The sequence below is a fragment of the Brevibacterium sp. genome (genome assembly GCF_031179145.1).
Classification (GTDB): domain Bacteria; phylum Actinomycetota; class Actinomycetes; order Actinomycetales; family Brevibacteriaceae; genus Brevibacterium.
The window spans coordinates 14,473-38,293 of the sequence record NZ_JAPSIB010000011.1; the positions used below are offsets into that span (position 1 = coordinate 14,473).

Below are 23,821 nucleotides of genomic sequence, written 5' to 3' on the forward strand. Positions count from 1 at the left end.
GTGTCCTTACTCTTCGGTGGCTGTGTTCACTCTTCGGTGGCTGTGTTCGCGGGCGTGACCGTGGGGCGGGTCTCCGCCTGCTGGTAGCTGTGGAGGGTCGCCGCCCGGTGTGCGCGGACGACCCGTTCGACCTCTTCCGCCGAGGCGGCCGCCCGGATCAGACCGACGATCCGCGAGTGCTCGTCGACGGATTCCCGGGCTCGCTCGGGGACGAAGGAGAACGTCGAGTCGCGCAGGTGCGCGAGCCGGTCCCATTCCAGTGCGACGAGAGTGCGCAGCCGAACGTTGGGGCAGCGGACGAACAGGGCGGCGTGGAAGTCGTGGTTGAGGCGGGTGAACTCGACCGGATCGAAGTCGTCGAGGAGCTCACGCATCCGGGTGTTGATCGCCTCCGCCTCGGCGAGGTCCTCGTCGGTGAGATGGCCGAGGGCTTGCGCGGTCGCGGCACCCTCGAGGATCGCCACGGCTTCCATCGACTGGACATAGGAGTCCTTGTCGACCATCGCCACCCGAGCCCCGACATTGCGTTCGAAGGTCACGAGCCCATCGGCTTCGAGCCGGCGGATCGCCTCGCGCACCGGGACCACGGAGGTGTCGAGCTCACCGGCGATCTGGGAGAGCACGAGCCGGTGCCCGGGTTCGTAGGTGTGGTCGGCGATGCGCTCACGGATCCACCGGTAGGCGTGCTCGGCTTTGCTCAGGAGCCCGCCCGTGCCCATACCGCTCCCGGAGTCCATGGTCGGGGTCGTCATCGGGTGCTCTTCCAGGCCTCGAACTTCGACTTCCATTCGCCCTTGGGCGGGAAGAGTCCGTCGATCGGATTGCCGGCGGCCACCTGTTCGGCGACCCAGCCGTCCTCGACCTCCTTGGCCAGGGCAGCGTCGACGACCTCCTCGACGAGGCTGCGGGGGATGACGATGACCCCGTCGTCGTCGCCGACGATGACGTCGCCGGGCAGGACCGTGGCGTTGCCACAGGCCACGGCCACGTCGGACTCCCACGGCACGTGCTTGCGACCGAGGACTGCCGGGTGCGCGGCGGTCGCGAACACCGGCAGGATGCCGGCCACCTCGGCGGAGTCTCGCACTCCCCCATCGGTGACCACGCCTGCCGCGCCCTGAGCCTTGGCCCGCAGGGCGAGGATGTCGCCGAGGGTGCCCGATCCGGGCTCACCCCGAGCTTCGATGACGACGACCTCGCCGGCTGTGAGGGCGTCGAAGGCGCGCTTCTGCGCGTTGTAGCCGCCGCCGTGGGACGTGAACAGGTCCTCACGGTTGGGAACGAAGCGCAGGGTCGCAGCAGTGCCGACGAGTTTGGTGCCGGGCACCAGCGATTTCACCCCGTCGATGGCGACATTGTTGAGACCGCGGGCGCGCAGCTGGGCCGAGAGACCCGCGGTGGGGGCGGCGCGCAGCTTCTCCCGCAGCTCTTCACTCAGCGGGTCAGGACCGGTGGCCGGGCCTGACCCGGTCGCCTCCGCCGGGGGCAGCCCTGCCTCTTCCCGCGATCCCCAAGCGTCCTCCTGGAGTGCTTCGGTGATGGCAGGGACGCTGCCGAGCGCTTCGTCGAAGTCTCCGCGACCGTCGACCACCTCGGTGCGCAGGCGCCCGGTGCTCAGGGCCTCCCCCGTCTTCGCCGAGGTGGCGGTGACCTCGACTTCGACGGTGTCGCCAGGACCGACGACGCTCGACCCGGCGGGGGTACCGGTGAGGATCACGTCGCCCGGTTCGAGGGTGAAGTGCTGACTGAGGTCGGCGATGATCTGCGTGAGAGGGAAGATCAGCTGCTCGTCACTCGTGCCATCGTCCTGTCGGACCTCGCCGTTGACCCAGGTGCGCAGGCGCAGTGCGGTGGGGTCCACCTCGGTGGCGGGGATGAGCTCGGGACCCACAGGTGTGTAGCCGTCGCGGCTCTTCGAGCGGATATTCGAACCCTTGTCGGGGGCCTTGAGGTCGTAGAGGCCGAAGTCGTTCGAGGCGGTCACCGCTGCGACGCGGCTCCAGGCCTCGTCCGGACCGACGTATCGGGCAGGGGTGCCGATGACGACGGCGATCTCGCCCTCGAAGGCGAGAAGCGACGTCCCGACCGGTCGTTCGATCGTGTCACCGCTCGCCGCCAGTGAGCTGGTCGCCTTGAGGAAATAGGAGGGCTGTGCGGGGCGCCTGCCACGCTGGGCAGCCCGCGATTCGTAGGCCACATGCACGGCGATGATCTTTCCCGGCGACACCGGGATCCCAGCTGGAGTCGGCATTGATCTCGCACCTCTCAGTAGTCTTCAACTTCCCCGATCGTATATGATACGGTTCCACGAGACAAGTAATCCAGATCACCAAAACAGACGCAGGATCCGCGGTGAAGGGCTGGGCACCCGCAGCGAGATGGCCCTCACAGAGACAGCCCGCGGACGGTTTCACCGGATTCCGGCCCTGATTCAGCAACAAAGCCTGCAATCGTATATGAACTGGTACGATGTGAACCATCACAATGACGTGCCCGTGAACCGGAGGTCGACATGCATTTTCACCATCACGGCTATGTTTCCGCTGATCCGCGGATCCAGGCAGCCGAGGGCTATGGGATCGATCGCCCCGACGAGCTGCCCGACGAGGTCGACGTGCTCATCGTCGGCACGGGGCCGGCGGGAATGATCGCCGCCGCACAGCTCTCCCAGTTCCCCGATGTCAGCACCCGCATCATCGAACGTCGGCCCGGCCGACTCGAGATCGGCCAGGCCGACGGCATCCAGGCGCGCTCCGTGGAGACGTTCCAGGCGTTCGGATTCGCCGAGGAGATCATCCGCGAGGGCTACCACATCACGGAGATGGCATTCTGGAACCCCGACCAGGAGAACCCCGAGCACATCATCCGGACCGGGCGCCCCAAGGACGACGAGACCGGCATCAGCGAATTCCCCCACCTCATCGTCAACCAGGCCCGCGTGCTCGACTACTTCGCACAGTTCGCACTCCAGTCCCCCGGCCGGATCACCCCCGACTACGGCATCGAGTTCGTCGACCTCCAGGTCGAGGACCCGGCCACCGCCGCTGACCCGAAGCACCCGGTCCAGGTCACCGTCCGGCACACGTCGGGCGAGCGCAGCGGTGAGGAGAGGACCATCCGGGCCGGTTACGTCGTCGGCTGCGACGGCGCCCGATCGCAGGTGCGCAAGTCGATCGGCCGGAGCATGTTCGGCGATCAGGCCAATCATGCCTGGGGTGTGATGGATGTGCTCGCGAACACCGACTTCCCGGACATCCGGACGAAGTGCGCGATCGCCTCGAAGCACGGCAACATCCTCCACATCCCCCGCGAGGGCGGGCACCTGTTCCGAATGTACGTCGACCTCGGCGAGGTTCCAGCCGACGCCTCGCGCACGGTGCGCCAGACGGGCGTCGAGGAGATCATCGCGAAGGCCAACGAGATCCTCACCCCCTACTCCATCGACGTCAGGGACGTCTGCTGGCACAGCGTCTACGAGGTCGGCCACCGCCTCACGAACGCCTTCGACGACACCGACGAGGACGACCCGAACTCGCCGACCCCGCGCGTGTTCATCGCCGGCGACGCCTGCCACACCCACTCCGCGAAGGCCGGCCAGGGGATGAACGTGTCGATGCAGGACGGGTTCAACCTGGCCTGGAAGCTCGGCCAGGTCGTCACCGGCCGGTCGACCGATGAGCTGCTGCGCACGTATTCGCTCGAGCGGCGGGTGACGGCCAAGAACCTCATCGACTTCGACAAGGAATGGTCGACGCTGATGGCCACCCCGCAGGAAGAGCTGCCGGACAAGGCCTACCTCGAACAGTTCTATGTCAAAACCGCCGAGTTCCCCGCCGGCTTCATGACCGAGTACACCGAGTCGATGATCACCGCGTCGGCCGCCGGGCAGGAACTGGCGACCGGCTTCCCGGTCGGGAAACGGTTCAAGTCGGCACAGGTCAACCGCGTCTGCGACGCCTTCCCAGTCCACCTCGGCCATCAGGCGAAGGCCGACGGCCGGTGGCGGGTCTACGTCTTCGCCGACTCGCAGCGACCCACGAACGACACGAGCGGTGCGGAGTCGAAGGTCGCCGCCCTGGCCGACTGGCTCGAGTCGGACCCGCAGTCCCCGCTGGTGAGGTTCCGCCGCCCGGGTGACGATCTCGACGCACTCATCGAGCTCAGCGTCATCTACCAGCAGGAGCACACCGAGTTCGCCTTCACCGATGCGCCGCAGGTGTTCCGACCCCTGGTCGGGAAGCTGCAGTTGGAGTACCTCGAGAAGATCTACGCGACGCTGCCCGACGACGACATCTTCGAGGCGCGTGGGATCAGCCGGGAGGGCGCCGTCGTGGTGGTCCGCCCCGATCAGTACGTCTCCGGCGTGTTCGGCCTCGACGAACACGAGCGCCTCGGCGAGTTCTTCGCAGGCGTCTTCGCCCCGTGACGACTGCCGATGAGAGCCCAGAGAGGACAATGATGTCTGCCATCGCACCCTCGACCGTCGGAACCGCGGCGGAGCTGGCCCGCGAGGCGCTGTCCGCCTACGCGCTGCCGCCCGACCTCGAGCTGCGTCTGCTCAAGCAGCGTGAGAACAGCGTGTTCGCCCTTCACCACGACGGCGTCGACTGCGTCCTGCGGCTGCACCGGCAGGGATACCACAGCGACGAGGAGCTCCACCAGGAGCTCGAGTTCGTCCGCGCCCTTCAGACCCGCGGCGTCCGTGTCCCCCGGTTCCGGACCACCACGTCCGGTGAGCACTTCACCGTGGTGGGCCGCAACCATCCGGCCGGTCCCCACCAGGTCGACCTCCAGCACTTCATCGTCAACGACGGCAGCTTCGGCGACGAGCACTCGGCGTTCCACGGCAGCGCAGAGCTCGACCCGGAGGACTTCGGCCACCTCGGCGAACTCATCGCCGAAGTCCACAACGCCACCGTCGCCTCCCAGTTCACGGTCGAGGCCACGCGCTCCCGCTGGGACGTCGAGGGTCTCGTCGGTGAGACCGCCCTGTGGGGAGATCCGCTCCGCGCCGTGAGCGCCGCACCCGGGTGCGATGAGGTCATGCGGCAGACCCTCACCGAGGCGATCGCCCTCATCCGTCGCACACTGGAGGACTACGGGCAGAAACCGCACCGGTTCGGACCCATCCACGCCGACCTCACCCCCGAGAATGTGCTCCGCACGAGTCACGGGCTCGTCCTCATCGACTTCGACGACTTCGCCGCCGGCTGGCACCTCTTCGACCTCGCCACCGCGCTCTACTTCTACACCCGACACCCGCGCGCCAAGGACTGCCACCAGGCCCTGTTCGCCGGCTACCAGAAGCACCGCCGCCTCGAGGCCGCGGACTTCGCCGCCTTCCCCGCGCTCCTCGTCGCCCGCGGCCTCACCTACCTCGGATGGGCCGTCGATCGCCGAGGTGAGCCGGCGGCCGAATTCCACCTGGGCGAGGTCCTCCCCCACCTTGTCGACCTCGCGCGGACCCTGATCTCCTCGGACGCGCAGAAGCGCGGCTCGTCCGTCGCGGATCCCGACTCGACAGGAGCGCACGAATGACCGATCTCATCACCCGCCGCAACCGGACCATCGGCCCCTACTCCCCGCTGTTCTACGACGAACCGCTCGAGTTCGTCACCGCGAAGGGCGTCTGGTTCACCGACGTCCACGGCGAGAAGTACCTCGACGGCTACAACAATGTCCCCCATGTCGGCCATTGCAACGACCGGGTCGTCAAGGCCATGTGCGACCAGGCGCAGCGGCTCAACGTCCACACCCGCTACCTCAACGCCCGCGTCGTCGAATACTCGGAGGCGCTGCTGGCGACCTTCGAACCCCGACTCGACCGGGTCTTCTACGGCAACTCCGGCTCCGAGGCGAACGAACTCGCCCTGCGCATCTCCCGGCAGCTCACGGGCGCGAAGGGTCTCATCGTCTCCGACTTCAGCTACCACGGCACGACGATCTCCCTGGCGGAGATGACCACAGGGCTCACGACCCGAGAACCCCTGGCCCCGCACGTGCGCACCCTGCGGATTCCCGACCTCGACGCGGACCCGCGGACCGAGGACGAGGTGCTCACTGAGACTCTCGCCGACCTCGATGCGGCCATCGCCTCCCTCCAGGAGTCCGGCCACGGGATCTCCGCGTGTCTGTTCGACTGGCTGTTCTCCACCGAGGGGATGCCGCGCCTGCCCGAGGGACTGGTCGCCGGAATCGCCGAGCGGGTCAAGGCCGCCGGCGGCATGGTCATCGCCGACGAGGTGCAGTCCGGCTTCGGACGCACCGGCACCCACATGTGGGGATACCAGCGGGTCGGACTCTCCCCTGACCTGGTCACCCTCGGCAAACCGATGGGCAACGGCCACCCAATGTCGGCGGTGATCACAAGCGCCGGCGTGATGGACGAGTTCGGACCGAACAACGAATTCTTCAACACCTTCGCCGGCAACCCGGTCTCCGCCGCCGTCGGTCAGGCGGTGCTCGACGAGATGGCCGACAAGAACCTGATGGAGCAGGCCCGCAGCCTCGGGGAGACCGCGCTGAGTCAGCTGCAACGGTTCGCCGACGAGTACGACTTCGTGCGCACCGCCAAGGGCGCCGGCATGTTCCTGGGCCTCGAATTCGTCCGCGACACTCAGCCCGCCCCCGATCTGACGAAGCGCGTCGTCGAGGCGATGAAGGCCAAGCACGTGATCATCTCGCGCATCGGCCGCGACGACAACGTCCTCAAGGTCCGTCCCCCTTTGGCATTCGGGCCCGAAGAGCTGCCGCAGCTGCTGGGTGCATTGGGCGAATCCCTGACAGAATTGGAAGTCTGACACCACTGGTCAGACGTGAGCGCAAGGAGGCATCATGTCGAATGCAGTGACCGCCGCGACAGCTGCGGCATCCACCGCCGAGGCGGGCGCGGCACCCACCGCCGAGGCGAGCGCTGCGGGTGACGTCCGGCAGCGCGCGGAGTCGATCCCCGAGTTCCGTGACATCGTCTCCCGGTCCTTCGTCCCGCTCATGGTCAGCGGGGATGGGAGGAACCCCTTCGACGCCCTGATCCACACCACCGCTGCCGACAAGGCCGTCTTCACCCACCTGCAAACGAAGCCCCACCTCGTCGAGCGGACCCCGGGGACGATCGCGGCCGGTGGCAGCGGATTCTTCAAGCTCAACCTGCTCCTGCACGGCAACGGCATCCTCGTCCAGGACGGCCGGGAAACCGTGATCAGACCGGGCGACCTCGCGCTCTACGACACCTCACGGCCGTACTCGCTGATGTTCGCGGAGACCGTGAGCAACCTCGTGATGATGTTCCCCAAGGACCGGCTGGGCCTGCCCACGACCATCGTCGAGGAGCTGACCGCGATCTCCCTCGGGGCGGACTGCGCCCTGGGCCCGATGGTCTCGAACTTCCTCGCGCAGGTGCCGGCGACGATCACCTCGCTGCCCCTGCACGCCCGGGCTCAGGTGGCCCAGAGCGGTCTCGACCTGCTCTCGGCGCTGCTCTCAACGGTCCTCGACGTCAAGGCGGAGGCACACGACCCGAAGCAGGCGCAGCTGGAGGAGATCTACCGCTTCATCGACGAGAACCTCGGCGCCGATCTCACCCCGGGGTCGATCGCCGCGGCCCACTTCATGTCGACCCGGCACCTCCACTCGCTGTTCAGCGACACCGGCACCACCGTCTCCGCGCTCATCAAGGATCGGCGCCTGGAGAAGTGCCGCGCGCAGATCCTCAACCCGGCGCTCGCCCACCGGACGATCGCCGGGATCGCCGCGCAGTGGGGGTTCTCCGACCCGGCGCATTTCAGCCGCGTGTTCAAAGCCCACTTCGGCCGGTCCCCGAGTGAACTGCGCCACCAGCGCTTGGGATGATCCGTCCCTACATCCCGGCGGCTTCGAAACCGAGGGTCGGCAGGTCGACGATATGCGCGCCGCCGTCGGCGACGATCACCGCGCCCGTGATGTAGGAGGATTCGTGAGAGCCGAGGAACCTGATCACCGAGGCGATCTCCGCCGGGGCGGCCGGACGCTGCAGAGGCACGTCCTTGGTGATCCGGGCATAGGCCTCCTCCCGCGAAGCCAGCCCTTCGGCGTGCGCGGCGAACTCGTCCATCTCCTCGTCGGCCATCGGAGTCCGCACCCACCCGGGGCACACGGCGTTCACCCTGATCCCGCGCCGGGAGTAGTCCCTGGCCAGTGACCGCGTCAGCCCGATGAGAGCGTGCTTGCCCACCGTGTAGCCCGCCACGGACGGGCCCGCGAAGAGCCCGGCCAGCGACGAGACGATGACGATCTGCCCACCGGTCCGCTCGAGTTCCGGCAGGGCCGCCCGGGCGATGACGAACGCGGTCGTGACATTGCCCTGCCAGGCGTCTTCCCAGGTCCGGTCGTCGGTGTCCCCGACGGCCGAGAAGCCGTGCCCGCCGGCGTTGGCGACGAGGACGTCGATGCGTCCGAAGCGCTCGACCACCTCGGCGACGGCGGCCTCCGTCGATTCCCGGTCGGAGACGTCGGCGACGATCGGGGCCGCGCCGATCTCCTCGGCGACCGCGGCGAGCGGTGCCATCCGCCGCCCGAGGATGACGACCGTCTCCCCGTCCTGCGCATACCTCTGCGCGGTGGCGGCGCCGATTCCTGTGCCGCCTCCCGTGATGACGATGACTCTGTTCGCGTTGCGTCCGGTCTCGGATTCCATCGGTGACCTCCTTGTCGACTGCCTCCATTCTCGGCCCGCGATGCAGGGGCGGCCGCCTCTGCGTGACTTCGGACACTCTCAGGCCACAGCCGTGCGCTCGTGGTCAATAGCCGGTGAGGCGAGCGCCCCTAGGCTCGAATCAGTCTTCCTCACACACTCGCGTCAGTCGTCTTCAGCACCATTCACCGTCGAAAGGTCACGAACAATGAACGCCGACACCATCGCTGCGCCACCAGACAGGCTCTCGCGTCGCATCTACCTCTTCACCTCCGTCTTCTCCGCCGTCCTCTACACGGTCCTGCTCGTCGCCCCGGTCATCGCATTCCCGCTGACGACGAAGTACCAGCTCGAACCGACCCAGGTCGGCCTGCTCTTCTCCTGTGAGCTCGGCGCCTTCAGCCTCGCCACCGTTCCCGCGTACCTGTGGCTGAGCCGGGTGCCGCTCGTGCGCTCCGTCACCGTGTGCACGATCATCGTCATCCTCGGCAACCTCGTCTCCGGATTCGTCCCGAGCTTCGAAGCGCTCCTCCTCGTCCGCATCATCACCTCCCTGGCCGCGGGATCGATCACCGTGGTGCTCCTGGCCCTCGGCCCGAAGGCCTCCAATCCGGGCCGCGCCTTCGGACTCTTCGTCGTCTGCCAACTCGCCATGGGCGCGCTCATCCTCGCCGTCTTCCCCAGCCTCTACGCGAACGCGGACGTGTCCGCGATGTACTGGACCCTGGCCGGACTGTCCGTCATCTGCCTGTTCTTCATCCCCCTGGTCAGAGGCATCGACCTCGCCGAGGCGGGAGCCGCGAAACCCGGCAGGCTCACTTCCGGTCGCTCCACCCTGGCCAAGGAGAAGATCCCGGCCTTCGTCGCCGGCCTCGCCGCGATCGTGTTCTTCTACATCGCCCTGTCGGGGGTGTGGTCGTTCATGGGTCAGCTGTCCACGGCCGCGGGCAACTCGGAGAACGCCACGAGCATCGTGCTCATGATCGCGACGATCGCGGGAATCGCCTCGGCGCTGCTCGCCACGATCCTCGGTGACAGCCCGCGTCGACGGGGGTACCTGCTCTCCGGCTTCGCCGTCCTCGCGCTCTCGGTGCTCGTCCTCCTCGGCGGCCCCGCCCTGCTGCGCTTCGCGATCGCGGCGATCCTGTTCAAGTTCGGCTGGACCTTCGTCCTGCCCTACCTCATCAGCAGCGTCTCCGCTCTCGGCGGCGGACCCCAGACGATGAACACCGTCAACCTGATGATCGGCGGCGGGTTCGCCCTCGGCCCGATCATCGCCGGTGCCCTCATCGCCGGACCGTCCGGCTTCACCGGCATGATCGTCTTCTCCTTCGCGGCCCTCCTCGCCGCCACGGCCGGTGCCGCGCTCCTCACCCGCCGCACCCGCGGTGAGGCAGCCGCCCCACCCATCACCGGATCTCTCGCCGCAGCAGAAGCGGCGGACAAGGAACGGAACTGATATGAGCACCGCCGACTCTCCCGTCACCGGCACGCACACCGCGCTGAAGAAGAACGCCCTCGGCGTCGCAGGCATCGTCTTCCTCGTCCTCGCCGCCGTGGCCCCGCTGACAGGCATCGTCGTCGTCGCGGGGCTGGCGATGGCGCTGGGGAACGGAGGCGGGGCCGCGGCATCGTTCTTCATCATGGCGCTCATCCTCCTGCTCTTCTCCGTCGGCTACGCGCAGATGAGCAGGGAGCTCATCAACGCCGGCGGCTTCTACGCCTTCGTCGTCAAAGGGCTGGGCCGCACCGGCGGGCTCATTGCCGGTCTCATCGCGACCATCGGCTACAACTTCTTCGTCGTCGGCACGATCGGCACCAGCGGCTTCTTCATGCAGACCGTCATCGCCGACCTCACCGGGATCGACATCCACTGGTACCTCTGGGGTCTGGCCTCGATCATCGCCTCGTTCCTCATGGCCCGGCGCGGCATCGACTTCTCCTCGAAGATCCTCGGGGTCGCCCTCGTCCTCGAGGTCGCCCTGCTCGTCGTCTTCGACATCGCCGTCCTCATCCGAACCGGCGTCGACTTCTCCGCCTTCAGCCCCGAGGCCGTGTTCGCCGGGTCCTTCCCCATCGGCCTGCTCATCGCCGCCACCGGATTCCTCGGCTTCGAAGCCACCGCCCTGTTCGGCGAGGAGGCCAAGCAGCCGCTGAAGACGATCCCGCGCGCCACCTACGCCGCGATCATCGCGATCGGGCTCGTCCTCGGCCTGACCACCTGGGCCGTCGTGTCCGCGATCGGCGTGGCGCAGACCCAGGGAGTGGCGCTCGAGCACCTGGCCGCGGGTGACCTGCTGTTCAACCTCGCCGTCGAGTACGTGGGCGCACCGTTCCTCACCATCATGCTCGTCCTGCTGCTGGTCAGCCTGTTCGCGGCGATGCTCGCCTTCCACAACTCCGCCACCCGCTACCTCTTCGCCCTCGGCCGCGCCCGCGTCCTGCCCCATGTGCTCGCCCGGACCGGTTCGACCGGCGCCCCGGTCGTGGCGGGCCTCGTGCAGGCGGGCTTCGCAGCCTTCGTCGCCTTCCTGTTCATGCTCAGCGGGGACAACCCGATGGTCACCCTCCTGCCGCCGATGCTCGGATTCGGCACCCTGTCGATCATCGTCCTCCAGACCCTGGCGGCACTGGCGATCTTCGTCCACTTCCGCCGGGCACGCTCCCCGCGGTTCTGGTCGACCCTCATCGCGCCGCTCGTCAGCTTCCTGCTGCTGGGCACGATCGTGGTGCTGGCGATCGGCAACTTCGAGATCGTCGCCGGCTCCGACGCCCTGGCCGTCCGGATCCTGCCCTGGCTGCTCGTCGTCACCGCGATCGGCGGCCTTGGCTACGGCGCCTATCTCAAGGCCAAGCGGCCCGCGGTCTACGCCGCACTCGCCGACGACCTCGAACAGGTCGACCCCACAGCCGATTCCTGAACCGAAGGAGACCCACTCGTGCAGACCATCTTCCGCGACGGCCGCATCTTCACCGTCGATGACAATTCACCCTGGGCCGAGGCCATCGCCGTCGAAAACGGACGGATCACCGCCATCGGCACCGACGCCGAGGTGCTCGCCACTGCCCGTGCCGAGGCGGAGGTCCTCGACCTCGGCGGGGCCTTCGTGCTGCCGGGGTTCGTCGATGTCCACAACCACCACTTCGTCTCGGGCCGGGAGGCCCTGTTCGAGCTGAACATCCCGATCGGGGCCGACCTCGATGGGATCGTCACCGCCGTCGCCGACCACATCGGGGACAAGGAGCGCGCAGGTGAGCTGGAACCCGGCGGCTGGGTGATCGGCTCGCCCTGGGCCTCGGACGTCCTCGAGCAGGTGAACTCGCCGGCGGCATTGGCCAGGCTCGACGCCGCTTCGGGTGGGCACCCCGTCGTGCTCAGCGACGACGCCCACCACAACCGGTGGGCGAACTCGGCCGCGATGGCGGCCGCCGGCATCACCGGCAATTCCACCGGTGTCCTGTTCGAAGCCGAAGGTCTGCCCGTGGGCCGGGCAGCTTTGGAGGCGATCACTCTGAGTCCTGCCGAGGAGCAGGCGGCGTCGAAGCACGCGATCGGGATCCTCCACTCATTCGGGATCACCGCGTTCCAGGACGCCGGAGTCTCGACCCAGATCATGCGGGCGCTGCACGCCCTGGACTCCGCCGATGAACTGGGCGCTTGGGTCGTGTCCTCGATGCTCATCAACGATGAGAGCTTCGGCTTCGACACCATCGGCGACTCCCTCGTCTTCGACGGCGAGCAGTACCGCTCCGCCCATCATCGTCCCGACTTCGTCAAGATCTTCCTCGACGGGGTGCCTCCGACCCGGACCGGTGCCTTCGTCGAACCGTATCTGCCCGACGACCACCATGCCGCCCACCACTGCGGCCAGACCCTGCTTGATCCGAGTGAGCTCCTGACCTGGCTGCGCCGCACCGCCGAGGTGGGGCTGTCGGCGAAGATCCACTGCACCGGCGACGCCTCGGTGCACGCCGTGCTGAACGCCGTCGAAGCGCTCCGGGCCGAGGGCTTCACCCACACCAGGTACCAGGTGGCCCACGGTCAGTTCGTGCTCGACTCCGACATCCCGCGGTTCGCGCAGCTGGGCGTCGATGCCGACATCTCCCCGTTCATCTGGGTGCCCGGCCCGATCTCCGAGGCGATCAAACTCGTCCTGCCGCCGGAGAGGGCAGAGAGGATGCAGCCGGTGCGCAGTCAGCTCGACGCCGGTGCGATCGTGGCCGGCGGTTCCGATTGGCCGGTCTCCCCGACTCCGAATCCGTGGGAGGGGATCGAGGGCCTGGTCACCCGCCAAGATCCCAGCAGCCGCTACCCTGGAACGCTGTGGCCGGAGCAGGCGATCACCCGCGCCGAGGCGATCAGGGTCTTCACCCTGGGGTCGGCGACCTCGATGGGGCTGGGAGCCGAGTGCGGGTCCCTGTCCGTCGGCAAGTCCGCGGACTTCGCCGTCCTCGACCGCGACCCGTTCACGGTCGAGGCGAGTGATCTGGCGGACGTGCAGGTGGAGCAGACATGGTTCGCCGGGAGGAAGGTGTACCAGCGGTAGACCGCGGCGGCGGTCGGTTGATCCCGGCCTGCGGGATCCCAGCTGCGGAGTCCCAGCTGCGGGATCCCAGCTGCGAGGTCCGCGATCTGACCTACGAGATCTCCGCTTGTGTGATCCCCGCCTGGATGTGGCCGAGGATCATGTCCATCGCGACGATGTTGTGCCCGCCATCGGGAATGATGATGTCGGCATTGCGCTTCGAGGGCTCGACGTAGAGTTCGTGCATCGGTTTGACCGTGCCGAGGTACTGCTCCTCCACCGATTGGAGGGTCCGTCCGCGGTCGACGACGTCGCGTTTGATCCTCCGCAGCAGGCGTACGTCGGCATCGGTGTCGACGAACAGCTTGATGTCGAGCAGCTCGCAGATCCGCGCCTCGGCGAAGATGAGGATCCCCTCGACGATGACCACCGGGGCGGGTTCGACCATCGTCGTCTCATTGCTGCGATTGTGGATCGAGAAGTCGTAGATGGGGCTCTCGACCGCATTGCCTGCGCGCAGGGTGCGCAGGTGCTCGACGAAGAGATCGTTGTCGAACGCGTCGAGGTCGTCGTAGTTGACCCTCTCGCGCTCCTCGTAGGTGAGTTCGTCCTGCCTGCGATAGTAGTTGTCGTGGTAGAGCACCGAAGGCGGGCCCTCGCACTTCTCCAGCAGCGCCCGCGTCAGCGTCGTCTTCCCGCTGCCGGTCCCGCCGGCCACTCCCACAATCAATGTCTGCACGACGCTGCTTTCCCTCTCGGCTCGAACTTCCCCCAAAGATATACCAACCCCGCAGCGTCCCTCACCCTTGGCGGCGGCTCGTCTGCCCTGAGTCAAAACGGCGGGTGAGCTGTGCCCACAGGTCCTGGTCGAAGCGGCGCCGGGAGAGCAGTCCGGCCATGTGCCGCACGGCGTTGTCGACTTTGGACCTCCAGGTGTTGATCGCGCTCTCGGCGTCACCGCGCACCAGGGCGGAGAAGATCGCCCGATCGTCCATGAGGATGCGTTCACCGGCCGGTGAGTAGTCGAGCTGCAGGACGGAGATGAACAGCCGCAGGCGCAGGGTCAGCGATTCGAAGGCCCGGGCGCTCTGGCGCAGACCCGAGGCGCGGGCGAGTTCCTGCTGGAAATGGAGGTCGGCGTTCTCGACGTCGATGCCGCTCTTCGTCGCCGTCGACGCCTCCACCTGCCGCAGCGCCAGCTGAACCGGAACGAAGTACCGTTTGGGACGCATCGCCAACGACCGCAGCAGCACCTCGCCGACAGCGACACGAGCAGCGTAGAGGTCGAGGACGTCGACCGTGGTGATGAGCGGGATCCGCGCCCCGCCACGGGAACCGTCAAGCAGCTCGTCGTCGACCATCCTGCGCAGCGCCGCATCCACCGAAGAGCGCGGCACCTCCATCCGGCGCGAGAGCAGGCGCGGATTGATCCGGTCCCCCGGCTGATAGCCTGAGTCGATGATCTCCTCACGCAGGGCGATGGCGAGGTGCTCAGTGATCGATCTTGTCGTCTTCGGTAACCACGAAGAGATATCCATTGAGTCAGAAGAACTGGAACTTTTCTGTGATTCTCCCTGACTCGACGCCTGCCACATCACCCCTTCGAAACCATGCCGCACACGTGCGGCGATGAGGTCGAGCAGCGAACCGGGGATGTCGCGGCAGCGGGCCAGGGCCTGTTTGAGCGCCTCGACGAACTCGTCGAAATCCTGATGGATCGAGGCGTCGGCGCCGATCGACAGATCGATTGTCTCCCCCAGAGGGTCGAAGATGACGAAGCGCTCCCGGAGACGTGCGTCCCCTGACTCGTCGCGCCCGACCAGCAGGGCGCTCATCGCAGCCGGATCCGTCTGTCTGTGCTCGCTGTCGAAGCGCTTGGCCCAATGCTGCACTCCGGCCGAGCGGAGAGCCGCGATGACCCCCGCGATCCGCCGCTGGACTCGCCGCGCGGAGACTCCGGCGGCGGTTTCGCGGGCTGCCTGCCCCTCGGCGTGGGGCTCGGGCACCTCGCCGACACTGGCCCTGGGAGCCTTTCCATCGGCACGGGAACCGGGCTCCCGCCCATCGACGCGGAGCCCGAACACGATGAAGGGGAAGCCGCCGGCCACCACCGAGACCTCCCCCTCGCCGTCGAGCTCCGCCAGGGGCACGGTCATCTCCCGCATCGCCCGGGACACGATGCTCTGACTCAGCCCGGTCGCCTCGGCGAGCGCCCGAGTCGAATAGTCCTTCCCGGAGATCCTCGCACCGGCCGTGCCGACCAGCGCCTCGACGACCTGATTCGCGGTACTCTGAATCCGCGGACGGCCGCTGCGGGGTCGATCGTCAAGATCTGAGCGCGTGATCCAGCGGCGCAGGCTCGACGGGGACACGCCCATCTCAGCGGCCACCTCGACGATGGAGGACTCGGCCACCCTGGCCACGGCACGGCGGCGCATCTCAGGGGAATACACCCCTCCATTCTACGACTTCTGACTCAAACTGTCCGCCTATCCCGGGCAATCTCTTCTCTGCTCAAATCCCGGCGCGCATACTGGTCTCACGATCCCGTTAATGGCCAATGATGACGCGGGAAACAGCATATGAAACCGCATCATCAGCCCCGGCGTTCACCGACTCCGGGACATACCGAAGAGTGAAGGACGAAGCAGTTGCTGCAGACAGATTCCGACCTTGAACAGCTCACCCGTCGCTCCGTCGACACCGTGCGCAGATGGCTGCGCGTGGCCACGGAGAAGACCACGGCGAAGAACCCCGCTGCCGAGCGCCTCGCTGCCGTCCTCTCCGATCCCAACGGCCTCGACTTCACCGTCGGCTTCGTCGACCGCGTCGTGCGCACCGATGACGTCCACGCCGCCGGTGACGCCCTGGCCGAGGTCGGGAAGCTCGCCCCCGAAACCATGTCGAAGCTCGACCGCGCGCAGATCAAGGCCGGTGCCGCCCTGGCCCGCGTCGCTCCGCAGGTCGTCGTCCCCGCCGCCCGCGCCCGTCTGCGCCAGATGGTCGGTCACATGGTCGTCGACGCCCGCGACAAGCAGTTCGGCAAGACCGTTGCCGCACTCACCGCTGACGGACACCGGCTCAACATCAACCTCCTCGGTGAGGCCGTCCTCGGTGACGCGGAAGCCGACCACCACCTCGAGGAGACCCACCGTCTGCTGGCCCGCCCCGACGTCGACTACGTCTCCGTCAAGGTCTCCTCGGTCGCTTCGCAGCTGTCGATGTGGGCCTTCGAGGACACCGTCGAGTACGTGATGAATCGCCTCCGCCCGCTCTACCAGCAGGCCGCGAAGGCGCCGACGGGCTCCAAGTTCGTCAACCTCGACATGGAGGAGTACCGCGACCTCGAGCTGACGATCGCCGTCTTCACCCGCCTGCTCGCCGAGCCCGAGTTCAAGGACCTCGAAGCCGGCATCGTCCTCCAGGCCTACCAGCCCGACGCCCTGTCCGCGATGCAGCGCCTGAGCGAATTCGCCACCGAGCGCGTGGACGGCGGCGGCGCCGGGATCAAGGTCCGCCTCGTCAAGGGCGCGAACCTCGCCATGGAGACCGTCCATGCCGAGATCGCCGGCTGGCCCGTGACCACGTGCGATTCCAAGCAGAGCACCGACGCCAACTACAAGCGCGTCCTCCACTGGCTGTTCACCCCCGAGCGGATGAAGGGCCTGCGCATCGGCGTGGCCGGACACAACCTCTTCGACATCGCCTTCGCCCACCACCTCTCCGTCGAGCGCGGAGTCACTGCGCGCGTCGAGTTCGAGATGCTCCAGGGCATGGCCACCGAACAGGCCGCTGCGGTGACCGAGGACGTCGGGGATCTCCTCCTCTACGTGCCCGCCGTGCACCCGAAGGAGTTCGACGTCGCGATCTCCTACCTCGTGCGCCGCCTCGAGGAGAACTCCGCCAGCGAGAACTTCATGTCCGGCATCTTCGAGCTGGCCAATGGCAACAAGATCTTCGAGCGCGAGGCCGAGCGCTTCCGCGCCTCCGTCAAGCAGCTCGAGGAGACCCTGGCTGCCGAGGGCGACACTCCGCCGCAGCCCAACCGCCGCCAGGATCGCTCCGCCGCGTATGTTCCGGCCGAACCGCAGACCGTGTTCGCCAACGAACCCGACACGGACCCCTCGCTGCCCGCGAACCAGAAGTGGGTGCAGGAGATCATCGCCGAGGCGACCGCTCCCGGCTACCTCGACGGCCGTCCGAATGCGCCGCAGATCGACTCGACCGCGCAGCTCGATGAGATGATCGCGGGCGGCCGCAAGGCCGCCGAGGCCTGGCAGGCCCTCGGGGCGGAAGGTCGTGGGGAGATCCTCCACCGCGCCGCCGAGATCTTCGCCGCCCGCCGCGGGGAGTTCATCGCCGTCGAAGCCGCCGAGGTCGGGAAGATGCCGTCCCAGTCGGACCCGGAGATCTCCGAGGCGATCGACTTCATTCGCTACTACGCGCAGCATGCGCTGGAGCTGGAGAAGCTCGAGGGTGCGGACTTCCACCCCGACACGATGGTCGTCATCACTCCGCCGTGGAACTTCCCCGTCGCCATCCCGACCGGGTCGACCGTGGCCGCTCTGGCCGCCGGATCCGCCGTCATCCACAAGCCCTCGAAGCCGACCCCCCACTGCTCGGCGCTCATCGTCGACTGCCTGTGGGAAGCCGGTGTGCCCAAGGACGTCCTGCAGCTGTGCGCCCCGATCGAGCGTGAGCTCGGACAGCACCTCGTCTCCCACCCCGATGTCGACCGCGTCATCCTCACCGGTGCCTCGGAGACCGCGGCGCTGTTCAAGTCGTTCCGCCCGGAGCTCCAGGTCAATGCCGAGACCTCGGGCAAGAACGCCCTGGTCATCACTCCGGCCGCCGACCGCGACCTCGCCGTTGCCGACCTCGTCCACTCGGCCTTCGGCCACGCGGGTCAGAAGTGCTCGGCCGCGTCGCTGGGCATCATGGTCGGATCGACCTATGACTCCGAACGCTACCGCCGGCAGCTCATCGACGCCGCCTCGTCGCTGGTCGTCGACTGGCCCTCGAACCTGTCGGCGACGATGGGACCGCTGACCGAGGATCCCTCGGACAAGCTCAAGCGTGCCCTGACCACTCTGGAGCCCGGCGAATCCTGGCTGCTCGAGCCCAAGCAGCTCGACGACACGGGCCGTCTGTGGAGCCCCGGCATCAAGGACGGGGTCAAGCCCGGTTCGTTCTTCCACCTCACCGAGGTGTTCGGACCGGTCCTCGGCCTCATGCACGCGCGTGACCTCGATGAGGCGATCGAGTTCCAGAATGCCGTGGACTTCGGTCTCACCGGAGGCATCCACTCCCTCGACCCCGAGGAGGTGCGCACCTGGCTCGACCGCGTTCAGGTCGGCAACGCCTACGTCAACCGCGGCATCACCGGCGCCATCGTCCAGCGTCAGTCCTTCGGCGGCTGGAAGCAGTCGTCGGTGGGGCTCGGTTCGAAGGCCGGCGGCCCGAACTACCTCATGCTCTTCGGCCACTACACCGACGCCCCTGCTTCGCTGCCGGGCGCCCAGTCGTCCGAGCAGAACCTGGAGCTGGCGAAGGCCGATGACAAGCGCTGGTTCGCGGCGGAGTTCGGTGCGGCCAAGGACCCGAGCGGACTGGCCTCGGAGGCGAACATCTTCCGCTACCGTCCGCGCCCGGTGACCCTGCGCGTGTCCAAGGACGCGACGGTCTTCGACCTCGAGCGCTCCCTCCACGCCGCGGCCACCGTTTCCTCGACCGTGCAGCTGAGCGTCTCCGACGAGGCCAGCGCCGAGGTGCGCAAGGCCGTCACGAACGCCCGCGGCATCGCGGCGCGCACCGAGTCGGCGGAGAAGTTCGCGGACATGGTCTCCCGCGGTCAGTACGACGACACCGTGGGCGCCCGCATCCGGGTGCTCGGCACGCAGGAGCCGGAGCTGCTCGCCGCTGCCGCCCCGCGTCCCGAGGTCGCGGTCATCGATGAGCCGGTGACGTCCTCGGCCCGGGTGGAGCTGCGCTACTACGTTCAGGAGCAGGCCGTGTCGATGACGCTGCACCGCTTCGGCAACCCCAGCCGCGACTTCCACCAGTTGGCGGCCGAGCTCAAGGACTGACCTCCCGGCCTCTCTGCACCGAGCGGACCACTTCGCCTCGAGCGGACCCCTGACACCTTCCAGACAGGGGGTGCCCTCGAGGGGAAGTGGTCCGCTCGTTCGTGTCTGCCGACTGAGTCGGTCGCGTCACGGTTTCATCAGCCCTGGTCGCTGAGTCAGGGGCTCGCTGTAGTCTCAAGGCCACCTGCACCAACAGTCACCCGGAAGACTGTTCACATCGAGTTCACACGATCGCCACAGGTGTCGTCATGGGGCTGGATAGGGTGCAGACGATTGTGACGGTCGCGACCACTCGAAAGGCATCGATGAAACTCTCCACACCGATCTCCTCCTGCGCCGCACTGGGACTCGTGGCCGGACTCAGCCTGATCTCCCCCGCCGGTGAGACAGTCCCGGCGTCCGCTGCGGAGACTGCCCACATCAGCGAGATCGCCTACACACTCGACTCCGACTTCATCGAGGTCGCCGCAGAGCCGGGCACCGACCTCTCCGGATGGACCATCGGCTCGGTGACCCGCGGCGGCAGCGTCCATGCACCCGAGCACGCCGTCGAGGTTCCCGCCGGAACGACCATCGGCGAATCGGGTGCCCTGGCGATCGAAGTTCCGATCACCAACTCCGTGAAATCCGGGTCCGCGGCCGACGGCAGCTACGGTGCCAGTGCCTTTGCCGTCGACGATGCCGGCTCGCTCGTCTCCTTCGACCAGATCGGCGGAGTCGTTGAGGGGAGGGGTGTGACCGGGAAGGCCAACACTTTCACACCTGAGCCGGTCGTGGGCGAGGATGCCACACCGACCGGGGCGACTGCCGAGTCAGGAGGCGAGAACTCGATCCAGCTCATCGATGGCAGATGGCAGTCCGCCTCGGCGACGCCCAATGCCCTTCCTGACGGCCGCAGCGACGACGACGGTGACGGTTCCGGCGAGGATCCGGCACCGAAGGACGTCACCCCGATCGCCGACATTCAGGGCACCGGAGACGAGAGCCCACTGGTCGGCGAGACGGTCACGACCCGCGGCGTGGTCACTGCGTCCTATCCCACCGGCGGCCTCAACGGCTACTATGTCCAGACTCCCGGAACCGGCGGCGACGAGACTCCCGGCGCCTCGGACGGCATCTTCGTCTACTCCCCCGACACCGTCGGCGAGGTCAACATCGGCGACCACGTCGAGCTGAGCGGTTCGGTGTCCGAACACTATGGTCAGACCCAGATCAACGTGCCCGCATCCGGACTCCATCCGCTGCAGGAACCCGCCGAGGCGGTCAAACCCGTGGACGGGGAGTTCCCCACCGACCCTGCCGAGCGCGAAGCCCTCGAAGGCATGCTGGTCCAGCCGACCTCAGAACTGACGGTCGCCGACACCTACAACACGAACAAGTACGGCGAGGTCCTGCTCGCCACCGGCGATGGGACGTTGCCGCAGCCCACGGACGTGGCGCGGCCGGGCAGCGAGAAGGCGAAGGCGCTCGACGAGGAGAACCTCGCCCGCGAAGTCGCCCTCGATGACGGCTCGACCGTGAACTTCCTCGAGAAGGACCAGGACGTGCCGCTGCCCTATGTCTCCCACGACCAGCCGGTGCGGGTGGGGGCACAGGCCACGATCACGTCGCCGGTGGTGCTCGGCTTCGGGCATGAGAAATGGCGGTTCCAGCCCACCACCCGTCTGACCGGGGACAACGCTGCCGCAGTCCAGCCGGCGAATTTCGAGAACACACGCACGCGGGCTCCCGGGCAGGTGGGCGGACAAGTCAGCCTGGCCAGCTTCAATGTGCTCAACTACTTCACGACGCTTGGCACGGATCTTCCCGGCTGCACCTTCTACACGGACCGTGACGGCAACCCGGTCACGGTCAGAGGCGGCTGCGACGCCCGTGGCGCTGCGAACGAAGAGAGCTTCGAGCGCCAGGAGGCCAAGATCGTCGCGGCGATCAACAGCCTGGACGCTTCCGTGGTGTCGTTGATGGAGATCGAGAATTCCGCGCACTTCGGCCAGGACAGGGACGCCGCCCTCGAGCAACTCGTCTCGAGCCTCAACGAGGCCGCGGGGACTCAGAAGTGGGCGTTCGCACCCTCCCCCACTGACGTCCCCTCCGATGAGGACGTCATCCGGTCGGCTTTCATCTATCAGCCCGCCGAGGTGGCGGTGGAGGGCCAGTCGACGATCCACGACGACGAGGATGCGTTCTCGAATGCTCGTGAGCCTTTGGCTCAGGCGTTCGCGCCGAAGGACGCGCGTGGAGAGGTCGAGACGGAGAAGACCTTCATCGCCATCGCCAACCACTTCAAGTCGAAGGGCTCCGGGTCAGGCCCGGGCAATGAGGACACCGGGGATGGTCAGGGCGCGTCGAATGCCGATCGCGTCAAGCAGGCGAAATCGCTCGTGGACTTCGCGGCAGAGCAGAAGGACGCCGCGTCGACGGACTACGTGTACCTGATGGGAGACTTCAACTCCTACACGCAGGAAGATCCGATGCAGGTCTTCTATGACGCCGGCTACGCCAACGTCGGAGCCGAGCACACCGACGAATCGACCTACCTGTACAAGAACCGGGTGGGGAGCCTCGACCACGTGCTGGCGCTCGACACTGCGGCGAACGCCGGACACGCGGAAGGCAAACCCGGACATGCTGGCGGCGAACCCGGACGCGCGAAAGGCGAAGCCGGGAGCACGGCTGGTCAGAGCGCAGGCGATCTGCCGACCTCGGCGTTCGCTGCCGTCACCGGAGCCGATGTCTGGAACATCAACTCGGTCGAGGCTTTGGCCCTCGAGTACAGCCGCCACAACTACAACGCGACGCAGTTCTACGAGCCGGACCAGTTCCGCGCCTCGGATCACGACCCTGTGCTCGTCGGGCTCTTCGAGCCCGAGGACGAAGCGCCAGGCACGGATGCTGAGGCGGACACCGCAGGAGGCCTCGGCGCGAACGGAGACGATGCCGCCGGCACTGATGAAGCGTCTGCTGAGGCAGATGCCTCCGGGTCGAGCAGCACGGCCGGTGCAGGCACGGCCGGTGCAGGCACGGCCGGTGTGGCAGGCAATGGCGGCGCCGAAGGCAGCTCCGGCAGCGGCAATGGCAGCTCCGCCGACTCCGGCCGGCTGCCGCGTACCGGCGGGGAGCTCGGTCTGCCGGTCTCGATCGCAGCCGGGCTTCTTCTCGTCGGCGCGGCCTCAGCCGCGATCACTCGACGGCGGCAGTCGGAGCCGATCGACTCTGATCCGATCTGAGGCGCAGGCGCTTACACCTTCTTCGGCACGATCGACATCGCGGCGAAACCGAGCACCGCCACGACGGCGAAGAGGTAGAAGCCCCACGGGTAGGCGATTCCCGCAGTGACCAAGGTGCCGGTGATGAACGGGCCGACGATGGCGCCGATCCGCCCGACCGCCGATGCCATGCCCAGAGCGGTGCCGCGCGTGTGCGCGGGGTAGATCGCGGAGACGAACGCGTAGACGAGCACCTGCGCCGAGAACACGAACACTCCGGTGATGAACACGGCGATGTTGACAAGAATCTGGCCGGACATCGGGATGCTCAGTGCCGCCAGGAACACGGCGGCCAAGAGGAACCACATGAGCACGATCGGCTTCGTCCCGTGCTTGTCCGCCAGCCATCCGGCGATGACGAGACCGACGACGGCGCCGACGTTCATGACGAACAGCATGACCAAGGAGTCAGCAACCGGATAGCCGGCGTCGGCCATGATCTTCGGCAGCCAGGTGTTGAGGCCGTAGACAAGCAGCAGACCCATGAAGCTCGTCACCCAGACACCGATCGTGACCAGCGCGTACCGGCCTGCGAACAGCCCGCCCAGGCCGGTCTTCACCGCCACTGGGTCAGGGGTGGCGGCGGAACCGACAGACGCCGAGGACCCAACAGCCGTCTTCGCCGCCTGCGCATCGAGGAACCCTTGGGATTCGGGCAGCTTCCACCACAGCAGCGGCAGCATGAGCAGACCCGCGACACCGCCGGCGATGAACAGGAGGTGCCAGTTGTGGGAGAAGAAGACTGCGAGCAGCGAGATCGCCACGGCGCCTGCGTGATAGCCGGTCATCGTCAGTGTCGTGGCCTTGCCGGTCTTACCCGACTTATTGTGCTCGCTGATGTAGGCGAGGCAGCTGGGCATCACGGCGCCCAGGGCGAGCCCCGCGATGAAGCGGAAGGTCGTGAACAGGGCGACGTTCGGTGCGAAGGCGACCAAAAGGGTGAACACACTGAAGATCAGCACGCACGCGATGATCGAGTACCGGCGCCCGAATCGGTCGACGAGCGGGCCGACGGCTGCAGCACCGAGCCCGACTCCGACGAGGCTCATCGTGGCCACGAGGGTCGCGGCCTCAGGGGTGAAGCCGAGCGCCTTCGTCGCGAGCAGCTCCGGGATCACCGCGCCGAGCACGACGAGGTCGAAGCCCTCGAGGGCGACGGCCAGCCAGCACAGCACCGCGGGCCAGCGGGTCATTCGGGCGGAGTCCGCCGTGGTGTGCAGGGGTTGTGTTGACATCGTTGTCTCCGATTTCAGGGCATGACTGATGAGTTCGGTC

At 67.4% G+C, this 23,821-nt stretch carries 15 protein-coding genes; 9 read left to right on the forward strand and 6 right to left on the reverse strand.

Annotated features, from left to right (window positions below; all coding sequences use genetic code 11):
* Positions 1–26 precede the first annotated feature (26 nt).
* Both RIT73_RS09570 and RIT73_RS09575 read right to left on the reverse strand, forming a co-directional pair.
* Positions 27–752: a GntR family transcriptional regulator gene (locus RIT73_RS09570; RefSeq protein ID WP_309131845.1), complete on the reverse strand. Its 726-nt coding sequence runs from the start codon at positions 750–752 to the stop codon at positions 27–29.
* Positions 749–2,251, reverse strand: coding sequence for a fumarylacetoacetate hydrolase family protein (locus RIT73_RS09575; RefSeq protein WP_309131846.1), 1,503 nt, complete (start codon positions 2,249–2,251; stop codon positions 749–751). Before RIT73_RS09575 ends, RIT73_RS09570 begins: the two co-directional genes overlap by 4 nt.
* A gap of 261 nt (positions 2,252–2,512) precedes the next feature.
* Here RIT73_RS09575 and RIT73_RS09580 point away from each other — a divergent pair, with 261 nt between their 5' ends.
* From RIT73_RS09580 to RIT73_RS09595, 4 genes are read left to right on the forward strand one after another with little or no spacing between them, the layout of a single operon-like run.
* A complete protein-coding gene (locus tag RIT73_RS09580) occupies positions 2,513–4,426 on the forward strand; it encodes an FAD-binding monooxygenase (protein ID WP_309131847.1) in 1,914 nt (637 codons plus the stop codon).
* Between the two features lie 32 nt (positions 4,427–4,458).
* Positions 4,459–5,538, forward strand: a complete 1,080-nt coding sequence (locus tag RIT73_RS09585) for a phosphotransferase (protein ID WP_309131848.1) — start codon at positions 4,459–4,461, stop codon at positions 5,536–5,538.
* Entirely contained in the window at positions 5,535–6,800 is a 1,266-nt protein-coding gene (locus RIT73_RS09590) for an aminotransferase class III-fold pyridoxal phosphate-dependent enzyme (RefSeq protein ID WP_309131849.1), read from the forward strand. The genes RIT73_RS09585 and RIT73_RS09590 overlap by 4 nt, the downstream gene beginning before the upstream one ends.
* Positions 6,801–6,834: 34 nt before the next feature.
* Positions 6,835–7,848, forward strand: a complete 1,014-nt coding sequence (locus RIT73_RS09595; RefSeq protein WP_309131850.1) for a helix-turn-helix domain-containing protein — start codon at positions 6,835–6,837, stop codon at positions 7,846–7,848.
* Between the two features lie 7 nt (positions 7,849–7,855).
* On the opposite strand, the gene RIT73_RS09600 is transcribed toward RIT73_RS09595, so the two are convergent.
* Complete coding sequence (locus RIT73_RS09600; protein WP_309131851.1) at positions 7,856–8,671, reverse strand: SDR family oxidoreductase; 816 nt, start codon at positions 8,669–8,671, stop codon at positions 7,856–7,858.
* 205 nt (positions 8,672–8,876) lie between these two features.
* On the opposite strand from RIT73_RS09600, the gene RIT73_RS09605 reads away from it, so the two are divergent.
* Genes RIT73_RS09605 through RIT73_RS09615 form a run of 3 tightly spaced genes read left to right on the forward strand, consistent with a single transcriptional unit; the run spans position 8,877 to position 13,215 of the window.
* Positions 8,877–10,127 carry an MFS transporter gene (locus RIT73_RS09605; RefSeq protein WP_309131852.1) on the forward strand — a complete coding sequence of 417 codons (1,251 nt, stop codon included), beginning with the start codon at positions 8,877–8,879 and terminating at the stop codon, positions 10,125–10,127.
* A 1-nt stretch (position 10,128) separates the two neighbouring features.
* Complete coding sequence (locus tag RIT73_RS09610) at positions 10,129–11,589, forward strand: APC family permease (protein WP_309131853.1); 1,461 nt, start codon at positions 10,129–10,131, stop codon at positions 11,587–11,589.
* A gap of 18 nt (positions 11,590–11,607) precedes the next feature.
* Positions 11,608–13,215, forward strand: coding sequence for an amidohydrolase (locus RIT73_RS09615; protein ID WP_309131854.1), 1,608 nt, complete (start codon positions 11,608–11,610; stop codon positions 13,213–13,215).
* Positions 13,216–13,306: 91 nt separating this feature from the next.
* Here the strand turns inward: RIT73_RS09615 and udk are convergent, their stop codons facing one another.
* Positions 13,307–13,933 (reverse strand): uridine kinase, encoded by a 627-nt coding sequence (gene udk, locus RIT73_RS09620; RefSeq protein WP_309131855.1) that lies wholly within the window; start codon positions 13,931–13,933, stop codon positions 13,307–13,309.
* A gap of 61 nt (positions 13,934–13,994) precedes the next feature.
* Positions 13,995–15,647, reverse strand: coding sequence for a transposase (locus tag RIT73_RS09625; RefSeq protein ID WP_309131856.1), 1,653 nt, complete (start codon positions 15,645–15,647; stop codon positions 13,995–13,997).
* 198 nt (positions 15,648–15,845) lie between these two features.
* On the opposite strand from RIT73_RS09625, the gene RIT73_RS09630 reads away from it, so the two are divergent.
* Entirely contained in the window at positions 15,846–19,280 is a 3,435-nt protein-coding gene (locus tag RIT73_RS09630) for a bifunctional proline dehydrogenase/L-glutamate gamma-semialdehyde dehydrogenase (protein WP_309131857.1), read from the forward strand.
* A 305-nt stretch (positions 19,281–19,585) separates the two neighbouring features.
* Positions 19,586–22,507 carry an ExeM/NucH family extracellular endonuclease gene (locus RIT73_RS09635; RefSeq protein WP_309131858.1) on the forward strand — a complete coding sequence of 974 codons (2,922 nt, stop codon included), beginning with the start codon at positions 19,586–19,588 and terminating at the stop codon, positions 22,505–22,507.
* An 11-nt stretch (positions 22,508–22,518) separates the two neighbouring features.
* Here the strand turns inward: RIT73_RS09635 and RIT73_RS09640 are convergent, their stop codons facing one another.
* Positions 22,519–23,799, reverse strand: a complete 1,281-nt coding sequence (locus tag RIT73_RS09640) for an MFS transporter (protein WP_375294993.1) — start codon at positions 23,797–23,799, stop codon at positions 22,519–22,521.
* Between the last annotated feature and the right edge of the window lie 22 nt (positions 23,800–23,821).

Excerpts from the sequence above, each read along its gene's own strand:
- RIT73_RS09605 (WP_309131852.1), top strand. The coding sequence starts at position 8,877 with ATGAACGCCGACACCATCGCTGCGCCACCAGACAGGCTCTCGCGTCGC.
- RIT73_RS09580 (WP_309131847.1), top strand. The coding sequence starts at position 2,513 with ATGCATTTTCACCATCACGGCTATGTTTCCGCTGATCCGCGGATCCAG.
- RIT73_RS09635 (WP_309131858.1), top strand. The coding sequence starts at position 19,586 with ATGAAACTCTCCACACCGATCTCCTCCTGCGCCGCACTGGGACTCGTG.
- RIT73_RS09585 (WP_309131848.1), top strand. The coding sequence starts at position 4,459 with ATGTCTGCCATCGCACCCTCGACCGTCGGAACCGCGGCGGAGCTGGCC.
- RIT73_RS09595 (WP_309131850.1), top strand. The coding sequence starts at position 6,835 with ATGTCGAATGCAGTGACCGCCGCGACAGCTGCGGCATCCACCGCCGAG.
- RIT73_RS09610 (WP_309131853.1), top strand. The coding sequence starts at position 10,129 with ATGAGCACCGCCGACTCTCCCGTCACCGGCACGCACACCGCGCTGAAG.
- RIT73_RS09570 (WP_309131845.1), bottom strand. The coding sequence starts at position 752 with ATGACGACCCCGACCATGGACTCCGGGAGCGGTATGGGCACGGGCGGG.
- RIT73_RS09600 (WP_309131851.1), bottom strand. The coding sequence starts at position 8,671 with ATGGAATCCGAGACCGGACGCAACGCGAACAGAGTCATCGTCATCACG.
- RIT73_RS09590 (WP_309131849.1), top strand. The coding sequence starts at position 5,535 with ATGACCGATCTCATCACCCGCCGCAACCGGACCATCGGCCCCTACTCC.
- RIT73_RS09575 (WP_309131846.1), bottom strand. The coding sequence starts at position 2,251 with ATGCCGACTCCAGCTGGGATCCCGGTGTCGCCGGGAAAGATCATCGCC.